General features: G+C 32.9%; 9 protein-coding genes and 1 tRNA gene. 7 read left to right on the top strand and 3 right to left on the bottom strand.

Going from position 1 to position 9680, the window contains the following annotated elements; genetic code table 11:
* Positions 1–157: 157 nt before the first annotated feature.
* Positions 158–233: transfer RNA gene (locus tag JOD96_RS14675), tRNA-Phe, on the bottom strand.
* 100 nt (positions 234–333) lie between these two features.
* Here JOD96_RS14675 and JOD96_RS14670 point away from each other — a divergent pair.
* The 7 genes from JOD96_RS14670 to JOD96_RS14640 all read left to right on the top strand — a co-directional run bounded on the left by JOD96_RS14670 (position 334) and on the right by JOD96_RS14640 (position 7283).
* Positions 334–1065, top strand: coding sequence for a type III pantothenate kinase (locus JOD96_RS14670; protein WP_209564984.1), 732 nt, complete (start codon positions 334–336; stop codon positions 1063–1065).
* The gene (locus tag JOD96_RS14665) at positions 1062–2291 is read left to right on the top strand and encodes a hypothetical protein (protein WP_209564983.1); all 1230 of its coding nucleotides are present in this window, start codon (positions 1062–1064) and stop codon (positions 2289–2291) included. Before JOD96_RS14670 ends, JOD96_RS14665 begins: the two co-directional genes overlap by 4 nt.
* A 46-nt stretch (positions 2292–2337) precedes the next feature.
* Positions 2338–2889 (top strand): LPS export ABC transporter periplasmic protein LptC, encoded by a 552-nt coding sequence (gene lptC, locus JOD96_RS14660; protein WP_209564982.1) that lies wholly within the window; start codon positions 2338–2340, stop codon positions 2887–2889.
* A gap of 8 nt (positions 2890–2897) precedes the next feature.
* Positions 2898–3092: a hypothetical protein gene (locus JOD96_RS14655; RefSeq protein WP_209564981.1), complete on the top strand. Its 195-nt coding sequence runs from the start codon at positions 2898–2900 to the stop codon at positions 3090–3092.
* Between the two features lie 3 nt (positions 3093–3095).
* Positions 3096–4355 (top strand): hemolysin family protein, encoded by a 1260-nt coding sequence (locus JOD96_RS14650; RefSeq protein ID WP_209564980.1) that lies wholly within the window; start codon positions 3096–3098, stop codon positions 4353–4355.
* Positions 4356–4464: 109 nt separating this feature from the next.
* The gene (locus JOD96_RS14645; RefSeq protein ID WP_209564979.1) at positions 4465–6564 is read left to right on the top strand and encodes a peptidylprolyl isomerase; all 2100 of its coding nucleotides are present in this window, start codon (positions 4465–4467) and stop codon (positions 6562–6564) included.
* 281 nt (positions 6565–6845) lie between these two features.
* Positions 6846–7283 (top strand): hypothetical protein, encoded by a 438-nt coding sequence (locus tag JOD96_RS14640; protein ID WP_245188417.1) that lies wholly within the window; start codon positions 6846–6848, stop codon positions 7281–7283.
* 36 nt (positions 7284–7319) lie between these two features.
* Here the strand turns inward: JOD96_RS14640 and JOD96_RS14635 are convergent, their stop codons facing one another.
* Both JOD96_RS14635 and JOD96_RS14630 read right to left on the bottom strand, forming a co-directional pair.
* Positions 7320–8228, bottom strand: a complete 909-nt coding sequence (locus tag JOD96_RS14635) for a GYDIA family GHMP kinase (protein WP_209564977.1) — start codon at positions 8226–8228, stop codon at positions 7320–7322.
* Positions 8229–8311: 83 nt separating this feature from the next.
* A complete protein-coding gene (locus JOD96_RS14630; protein WP_209564976.1) occupies positions 8312–9625 on the bottom strand; it encodes a hydroxymethylglutaryl-CoA reductase, degradative in 1314 nt (437 codons plus the stop codon).
* Positions 9626–9680: the final 55 nt, after the last annotated feature.

The following is a 9680-nucleotide window of genomic DNA, read 5'->3' as shown; positions in this document are numbered from 1 at the left end:
TTAGAAGTCAATTTAGAGGAGTGCGTAAAGTAGATTTCTTCTTATTCAGATTATCTAATCTTTTTGCTTAATCCCCAACTTTTGCACCTGATCCTATATAAGTAATGCATTTGTTAAAACATATTAAAAACAAAAAACCCACTCAGTGAGTGGGTTTTGGTGGTGCCTCCAGGGATCGAACCAGGGACACATGGATTTTCAGTCCATTGCTCTACCATCTGAGCTAAGGCACCGTGCTGATTGCGGGTGCAAAGATAGAATCATTTTTCGTTTATCCAAAACATTTTTAAAAAAAAAATCAATTCGTATCTTCGCAAAAACAAAAAAGTAAATATGATCTTAACTGTTGATGTTGGTAACACTCGAATTAAAGCATCTGTTTTTGAGGAGAATACTGCTCTGGAAAATTTTATTTTTGAGAAGAATGAACTTGAAAAAAAAATTGAAAAAATTTTAAAAAAATTCCCTAACTGTTCCGATTTGGTCATTGCATCAGTAGGAGATATCGAAAAACAGTCTTTTTTGACTTTCGAAAAACAGTTGAATATTCATTTTTTAACACATGAAGACGTTTTTCCCTTTATTAATAAATATGCGACACCAAAAACTTTAGGGATAGACCGTATGGTTTTGGCTGCCGGAGCAACTTTACAATTTCCAAAACAAAACCGATTAGTTATTGATGCAGGAACTTGTATTACCTATGATTTTATCGACGAAAATGATAATTATATGGGCGGGGCTATTTCACCTGGTTTAAGATTACGTTATGAATCTTTACATAATTTCACGGCCAGACTGCCTTTGCTGACCTTAGGGTCTCCTGAACAATATATTGGAAACTCAACAATAGAGGCTATTCATTCAGGTGTTGTAAATGGGTTCGTCTATGAGATCGATGGTTTTATCGATGAATATCGGGCAAACTTTTCAAATTTTATAATAATTTTAACGGGTGGTGATGCAGAATTTTTGGCTAAACGATTAAAAAATACCATATTTGCCAATTCAAATTTCCTTCTGGAAAGTTTGAACCAAACATTTCAATATAAAAATCGACAATGATTAAAAAAATTATAGTAAGTACTTGTTTACTTATCTCGTTCGTTTCATTTGCTCAGCAAGGTACAGCATCACCTTATTCTTTTTACGGAATTGGGGACTCAAGGCTAAAAGGAACTCTTGAATTCAGGTCTATGGCAGGAGTTGCAGTAGAGCAGGATAGTATACATTTGAATATTGAGAATCCGGCAAGTTATGCTAGTTTGGGACAAACAACATTTTCTGTAGGAGGTACTTTTGGAACGACTAAATTAAAATCTGATACAGAAACTTCAAAAGCACAAAGATCGACTTTTGATTATTTGGCAGTAGGTATACCTATGGGTAAATTTGGTGCAGCATTTGGTTTAGTTCCTTTATCCTCTGTGGGATACAGACTTTCTAATGATAATACAGCTATTCCTGGTGCTGTAAGCAGTCAGTTAGAAGGAAAAGGAGGAGTTAATAAAGTGTTTTTTGGCGTAGGATATAAAATTACTCCAAAATGGAATATTGGTGCTGACATACAATATAACTTCGGTAAAATTACAACAACAAGCATAGAACTGGTATCAGGTATACAAAATGCTACCAGAGAAGTAAATACTGCTGAAATAGCCGGAACAAATTTTAATATTGGTACAATGTATCAGACTAAAGTTTATAAAAAGATGAATTTATACACTAGTTTAAATTATACTTTTTCGGGGAATCTAAATTCTGATAACACTAGAGTTGTTGATGTTGACGGTGATCCGGATCCTTATACATACCCACCTTCTTCAAGTGAGTTGAAGTTACCAGGTAAGTTAACAATTGGTGCCGGTATTGGTGAAGCAAGAAAATGGTTAGTAGGTACAACATTGGCTTTTCAGGGTGATGGAAAACTTAATAATAATTATAATACCATGGATAATGTGCGTTATGAAAAATATTCAAAATACGCCATTGGAGGATATTATGTTCCAAATTATAGTTCATTTACAAGTTACTTAAGCAGAGTTACCTACAGAGCAGGTTTTAAATATGAAAAACTGGGACTGATTGTTAATAATGAGTCAATAAACGATGTAGGAATGACATTAGGAGCAGGATTTCCAATTACAGGGACCTTTTCAAATGTAAATTTTGGACTGGAATTTGGAAAAAAAGGTACAACCTCTTCAGGTTTGATCAAGGAGAACTATATGAACTTTAGTTTGAGCTTCTCTTTCAATGACAGATGGTTCGTAAAAAGTAAATTCAATTAAGCAAAGCTGTTTTTTTAAGCTCAATACAATTTACTACATTTGGCAAATGAATTTACCAAAGAAATATATCATCACAATTGTCACAGTTCTTGCTGTGACAATGTTTTTTGGTTGCGAAAGTAATTTTAAAGAAGTTCAGAAAATTAACTTCTCGGAGTTTGTTCCCGGAAGTGATGCAGATACTGTGAATATAAAATATACAGATTCCGGACGTATAACAGGAGTTCTCATTAGTTCCAAAATGCTGGATTACTCAAATCTTGAATTTCCGTTTACCGAATTTCCAAAAGGAATTGATGTTACCTTATATGATAAAAAACAAAAGCGTACTTTTATAAAATCAAATTATGCTGTTTCGTATAAGCAAACAGGAATTATTGATTTGCAGGGAAAAGTAAAGATTACTTCTGAAACCGGACAAATGCTGGAAACCGAACAGTTGTATTTTGACCAGAAAAATGAGTGGTTTTATACCGAAAGAAAATTTAAACTCACCGATGCAAAAGGAGTCACTTACGGACAGGGAATAGATTTTAGTAAAGATTTTAAAGTGATAAATTCACAACGAATAACCGGCGAACTCGAAGCCGAAGAATAAAAAATATTATGGGTTATTTAAAATACACACAATACGTATACATCCTTTTTGGAGTTTTCTTTATATATGACGGAATTACAAAACTGAATGAGGCAAACGATAAGGCGACTCTGAGTTTTATAATTGCTGGTTTGGCAATTTTCATGTTTTTCTTCAGAAGGAAATTTGCTAACAGATTTGATGACCGTAATAAAAAACAATAAAAAATGGAGATTAGTATTATAATACTATGTTTAATACTATCAGCCTTTTTTTCGGGAATGGAAATAGCTTTTATTTCCTCAAATAAAATTTATCTTGAAATAGAAAAAAAACAAGATAATTTTCTCTCACAAATACTGACAAAACTTACCGAAAATCCATCTAAATTTATTGCAGCAATGCTTATTGGTAATAATGTCGCACTGGTAGTTTACGGTTTTTATATGGGTGATCTGATCCTGAATCAGATTATACGCTTTGGATATGAGTTTTCAGATTTTACAAGTTTTCTTATTCAGACTGCTTTTTCGACCTTTGTAGTTTTAATTACGGCCGAATTTTTCCCTAAAGTTTTTTTTCAGATTTATGCCAATTCATTAATCAAAATTTTTGCAATTCCGGCCTATCTCTTTTATAGGTTGTTTTATTACATATCGACTTTCTTTATATGGATTTCAGACTTTATTTTAAGAAAGTTCTTTAAGACAGAGGGTGATCAGGTACAATTGTATTTTAGTAAAATTGAACTGGGCAATTATATTACAGAACAAATGAGTTCTGTTGAAGAAAATGAAGAAGTAGATTCTGAGATTCAAATCTTTCAAAATGCCTTGGAGTTTTCAGGTGTAAAGGCCCGCGACATTATGACGCCACGTACTGAAATTGTCGATATAGATTTGTTTGCAAGTGTCGAAGAACTTAAGCAATTATTCATAGAAACCGGATATTCTAAAATTGTAGTCAGTCAAAATTCTCTTGACGATATTGTCGGATATGTACATTCTTTTGATTTGTTTAAAAAGCCAAAAACGATAAAATCTGTTTTGATGACCGTTGAGTTTGTTCCCGATACAATTTCTATAAGAGATGCTTTGAACTTACTTATTAAGAAAAGAAGAAATGTTGCTGTTGTTCTCGATGAACATGGAGGAACCTCGGGCATAATCACAATAGAAGATATTGTCGAAGAACTTTTTGGTGAAATCGAGGATGAACATGATTTAGCCGAAGAGCTGACAGAACAAGTATTAGGAGAAGGTAAGTATTTGTTTTCTACACGCCTGGATGTTGAGTATCTCAATGAAACCTATAAATTGAATATACCTGAGGGAGACTCATATGGCACTTTGGGAGGTTTTATTGTAAATCATACCAAAGAAATCCCTCAAAAAGGAGACGAAATAGTAATTGATCAATATTATTTTGTGATAGAAGAAGCAACAAACAAGAAAATCGAATTAGTAAAAATGACTATAAAAGAGTAAAATTTTTATTAATTAAAAAAAAAATGCGCAAAATAAAACACTAGTTGTATTGTTATTAACTAGATAATTGTATTTTCGCAAACTGAATATAAAATTAACAACAATAAAAATGGCAGTTTTAGCAAAAATTAGACAGCGTTCCGCTTTATTGATAGGAGTTATTGCACTTGCATTATTAGCATTTATAATACAAGATCTTTTCAGTAGCGGTACTTTTAGTCAAAGTTCAAAAGATGTAGGAAGCATCGATGGAAAAGATATTTCATTTGAAGACTTTAGGGTTAAAGTTAGTAATGTTGAGAAAAGTGGTCAGGGTATTTCTTCTACTGAAGCTGCAAACAGAGTTTGGGATCAGGAAGTTTCAATTGCGTTATTATCAGCTCAGTTTGATAAATTAGGATTGAGAGTTGGTGAAAAACATTTAATAGAAGTTTTAAAATCAGATCCAAATATTGGAAAAAACCCTATGTTCTTAAATGCAGCAGGTGTTTTTGACGTTGCTAAATTTAAAAACTACGTTAATACTACTCCTGAAGCAAAACAATATATTGCTGACAAAGAAAAGGATGCAGGATTGAACGCAAAATTTCAAATCTATAATACTTTAGTAAAATCAGGACTTTACACAACTGCTAGTGAAGGAAAATTAAAGTATGAAATGGAAGCTAACAAAGTAAACTTTGCTTATGCTGCCGGATTATATTCTTCTATTAAAGATAGTGAAGTAAAAATATCTGATTCTGATATTGTTGATTATATGAAGAAAAACGAGAAAAAATTCAAAGCTGATGCAACTCGTGAAATTCAATATGTTTTAGTTGAAGATAAAGCTTCAAAAGAAGACGAAGCTGAAATTAAAGCAAAAATCACAGCCTTATTATCAGGAAGTGTAGTTTACAATGCTAAAACAGGTAAAAACGATACTCTGGCAGGTTTCAGAAACGCTACAAACATTGCTGAATTTGTAAACGCAAATTCTGATGTTCCTTACGATTCAACTTATATACCTAAAAATTCTTTGCCTGCAGTAGATGCTGATAAATTATTCAGTTTGCCTGCCGGTGAAATTTATGGACCATATGTATATGGAAGATATTATGCTATTTCTAAATCTTTAGGATTTAAAGCTGGCGTAAATGCAAAAGCAAGTCATATTTTAATTGGATATACAGGGTCTCAGACTCCAAATACAAAAGAAAAAAGAACAAAAGAAGAAGCTAAAGCTAAAGCAGAAGAAATTTTGGCACAAGTTCAGGCTAATCCGGATAGTTTCATGATGTTGGCTTTTACAAGTTCTGATGACTCATCTGCACAACAAGGCGGAGATTTAGGATATTTTGGTCCAAACCAAATGGTAAAACCTTTTAATGATTTTGTATTTAATAACGGAATTGGAAAAATTGGTTTAGTAGAAACTCCTTTTGGGTTTCACATTATAAAAGTTACTGATAAACAAGATGGTATTCGTTTAGCTACAATTGCTCAAAAAATTGAACCATCTGAAGCTACTTCTGATAAAGTATTTACTTTGGCTACTAAATTTGAAATGCAGGCTGCAGATAAAGATTTTAATGCTACTGCAAAAGAATTAGGATTAAAAGTAGCTGCTCCAATTAGTGTAAAAGCTATGGATGAGGCATTTGGTCCTTTAGGAAACCAACGTAATATCGTGAGATGGGCGTTTGATAAAGAAACAAGCGTTGGTGATGTAAAACGTTTTGAGTTAGCTAATATTGGTCACGTAATTGCACAATATAAAAGCGAAAACAAATCAGGTTTGATTTCTGTAAGCGTTGCAAGACCTTATGTTGAGCCAATCCTGAAAAATAAGAAAAAAGCTGAAATGCTAAAAGCAAAAATGACTGGATCAAGTATTGAGGCAATTGCTAAAAGTGTTGGCGTAGCCGTTCAGCAAGCTACTAATGTAACATTAGACAATCCGGTATTACCTGGAGGAGTAGGTCAGGAACCAAAAGTTGTAGGTACTGCATTTGCTTTGGCTGCTAATAAAGTTTCGGCTCCAATTGAAGGAAACACTGGTGTATATGTTGTGAAAAACATTAGTTCAGTAAAAGCTCCTGCTCTTGCTAATCATGCTGAATATGTTGCTAAGGTAAAAGCACAAAGTGCTTCTGACGCAAACAGAATTTTACCAGCATTGAAAAACAATGCTAAAATTGAAGATAACAGATTGCAATTTAACTACTAAGTAGTAAACCCAAATAAACTTAAACCCGAAACGTTCTTCTGAATGTTTCGGGTTTTTTTGTTGGAACACAATTGATTAAAAGTAATTTGTAATAAATATCATTCATTTTTTTATTAATTATATAGGAATAATAGAAATATAATCTAAAAAATTTTGCTTATTAAAATTAATACTGTTAATTTGTGCGGATTTTTTAATTAACAAACTCTGTTTTGTTTTACAGAAAATAGATGCTCCTATGATAAATAAATACTTTAATAATCAAGTACTTGATGTTTTTAATGTTTAAGTTTTTTAAAAGGAAACCTAAAGTATATTCCAAAATTGAAAATCATATTTTTGGAATTATTACTGAATTGCTAAAAGTAAGCAGTACAGACATCAATTGTGATGAACTGGGAGGGAAGTATTATTTAAGTAATGAAGAACAGCACTTTAAAGTTACGATCCTTGGCAATGATAATGTAATACGATTAACTAATACTCGTGATTCTGTTGCTGAAAAATACGATAAGATTTTTGTAGAAGATGTTTTAAAAGCTGTAAAAGAAGAAAAGCATCGACGTATGGAACTCGTATACGATTCTATTACAAACAGTATAGAAAAAATGGCCGAACGCCTCCATAATACTCTTATAGAGTCAAATGAGCAGGATAACCAAATTGTTCGCCGTCTGGAAACAAAAGACGTTAAAACAAAAAAAGTAAACTTGAATTAATTTTTTTATTTTGATTTGAAGAGATGCTGTAATTCTCTAAAGGATCATCTCATCGTAAGAAAGAATAGTTTCATAGCCTTTTGAAGCAAAATATTCTTTCGGATTATCTTTAGAAATTACCATAACAAAGTCTCCTCCCCAAGCCCCAAGGCTTTTGATTACACCATTAAAATCTGGAAAAACAGCCTCCTTGATTGTTTGCATTTCTAAAATACTACTCAAGTGAATTTCATGTTTTTGTACAGCTAAGGCAAACTCTTTTAATGTTTTTGCGTGTAGAATAGTATTTGTAATCTTGTTGTTTTCTGCAACATTTTGTGCCAGATTATGCCCCTTATTGTTATTGTAAGCAAATATGGCAGATTTGCTGTTTTGCTTTTTGTTTAAATAAACAAAATATATATGTTCCTTAAAGTCCGGGTTAAACTCAACCGGTTTTACAACATTATCCTTAATTTTATATAGTACCGGTGTGTTGTTTTGTGCACACGCAATATCATAGCCACTTCCGCCAAAGCTATTATTTAATAAAGTAAAAGCATTAACGTTTGCCCATTCGGCAATATTATTTATAAGTGTAGAAGAAGTTCCAAGTCCCCAGTTTCTTGGAAAAGTCAGGTGCGTGCTTACTTTATAACCTTTTGCGTCTGCTATGAATTTTGGATTTAATATATAGGCTTCATGAAGGATATTTAGTAAAGTTGTTTTTACAGTTTCAGTTTTTGTGTCCGGCCGATCTATAATTTCTTTAAATAAGATTGTTTCCTCAAACCAAAGTTGATTGTTGTAATCGTAACTTTTCCATTCTATTTGATTATTTTCACCATCTTCAATTACTAAATTCTGACCAAATTTTGTTGGTAGCGCAAAAGCATCTGCTCCATCCAGCACTAGATATTCTCCGGCAATAAAAAGTTTTCCGTTACTGTAAAATGTTTGTTTCATACTTTGTTTTTTTAGCTGCGAATCTTCGGGAGAACCTTTGAATTCCTTAAAATAAGATTGCAACTGGAATAGGATAGCTTTAATTATTTTCGTAGATTTTCTATAAAATCAACAACAGCACTATGTGAAATAGTATTTTTCTTAAAATGAGATTTTATTAAAAGACGCTCTTCTTCGTTAGCTTCAAGTTGGTTGATGATGTTGTTTAAATGCATTTTCATGTGCCCTTCCTGAATTCCGGTTGTGGTAAGAGAACGCAAAGCGGCAAAATTCTGTGCCAGGCCGGCAACAGCCACTATTTGCATTAATTCTTCTGCCGAAGGATTCTCTAGTATTTCCAGGCATAATTTTACTAACGGATGTAAAGAAGTCAATCCGCCAACAGTACCTAAAGCCAGTGGAATTTCAAGCCAGAAAGTAAAAAGTCCATCTTCAACTTTAGCATGAGACAGACTTGCATATTGTCCATTTCTGGAAGCATAGGCATGAACACCTGCTTCTACAGCTCTAAAATCATTTCCTGTTGACAGAATAACGGCGTCAACACCATTCATAATTCCTTTGTTGTGTGTTACAGCTCTAAAAGGCTCTACTTCTGCAATTTGAACAGCCTGTACAAAACGTTGCGCAAAATCCTGCGGGTTTGTAATCTGCTTTTCGGTTAAATCTTCGACAGGGCATGATACTTCTGCTCTTACAACACAATTTGGAACATAATTGGACAAGATGCTCATTATAATATTAATGTTTTCATTATCTGAAAATAAATCAGAATTTTGAAATTCATTTTTTAAAGTTGTTGCAAATTGTTCCAGGCATGAGTTAATAAAATTGGCTCCCATGCTGTCTTTGGTTTCAAAAGTAGCATGAAGCTGAAAGTAATTTTCAAGTAAATTTCTTTTATCTTTTAAATGTATCTCCAGAATTCCCCCGCCACGCTGTTGCATATTCTTGGTAATGCTTTGTGTGTCAGAGAAGAAAACAGGTTTTATGCCGTCAAAAAAGGATTGTAATTTTTGGGCATCCCCATTAAATGTAAAATGCACCTGACCAATTTTTTCAGTATTAATTACGGTTGCTTTAAATCCGCCTCGTGTTGACCAGTATTTTGCCGATTTTGAAGCCGCTGCCACAACAGAGCTCTCTTCAATAGCCATTGGTATCGTTTTGTATTTGCCATTAATTAAAAAATTAGGGGCAACTCCAAGCGGTATATATAAATTGGTAATGGTATTTTCTATAAATTCATCATGCAACTGTTGAAGCTTTTCGTCTGAATTCCAGTAATTTCTTATTATTTTATGAGCTTCATCAGGGGTAGAAAAATAGGAATCTGCAATCCAGTTTATTTTTTCTTTTTTGGATAATTTAGAAAATCCTGCAACAGCGTTGTTCATTCTCAGTATATTAAATAGTATTGTTGCGGCAAATATACCAATTTAAGAGTTTAAT

The sequence above is a fragment of the Flavobacterium sp. 1355 genome, from assembly GCF_017833415.1.
In the GTDB taxonomy this organism is placed as follows: Bacteria; Bacteroidota; Bacteroidia; order Flavobacteriales; family Flavobacteriaceae; genus Flavobacterium.
This window is presented reverse-complemented; position numbering and strand designations above follow the sequence as displayed.

Bases quoted from the DNA above. Each gene is read 5' to 3' on its own strand.
- JOD96_RS14670 (WP_209564984.1), top strand. From the start codon at position 334: ATGATCTTAACTGTTGATGTTGGTAACACTCGAATTAAAGCATCTGTT.
- JOD96_RS14665 (WP_209564983.1), top strand. From the start codon at position 1,062: ATGATTAAAAAAATTATAGTAAGTACTTGTTTACTTATCTCGTTCGTT.
- lptC (WP_209564982.1), top strand. From the start codon at position 2,338: ATGAATTTACCAAAGAAATATATCATCACAATTGTCACAGTTCTTGCT.
- JOD96_RS14655 (WP_209564981.1), top strand. From the start codon at position 2,898: ATGGGTTATTTAAAATACACACAATACGTATACATCCTTTTTGGAGTT.
- JOD96_RS14650 (WP_209564980.1), top strand. From the start codon at position 3,096: ATGGAGATTAGTATTATAATACTATGTTTAATACTATCAGCCTTTTTT.
- JOD96_RS14645 (WP_209564979.1), top strand. From the start codon at position 4,465: ATGGCAGTTTTAGCAAAAATTAGACAGCGTTCCGCTTTATTGATAGGA.
- JOD96_RS14640 (WP_245188417.1), top strand. From the start codon at position 6,846: ATGTTTAAGTTTTTTAAAAGGAAACCTAAAGTATATTCCAAAATTGAA.
- JOD96_RS14635 (WP_209564977.1), bottom strand. From the start codon at position 8,228: ATGAAACAAACATTTTACAGTAACGGAAAACTTTTTATTGCCGGAGAA.
- JOD96_RS14630 (WP_209564976.1), bottom strand. From the start codon at position 9,625: ATGAACAACGCTGTTGCAGGATTTTCTAAATTATCCAAAAAAGAAAAA.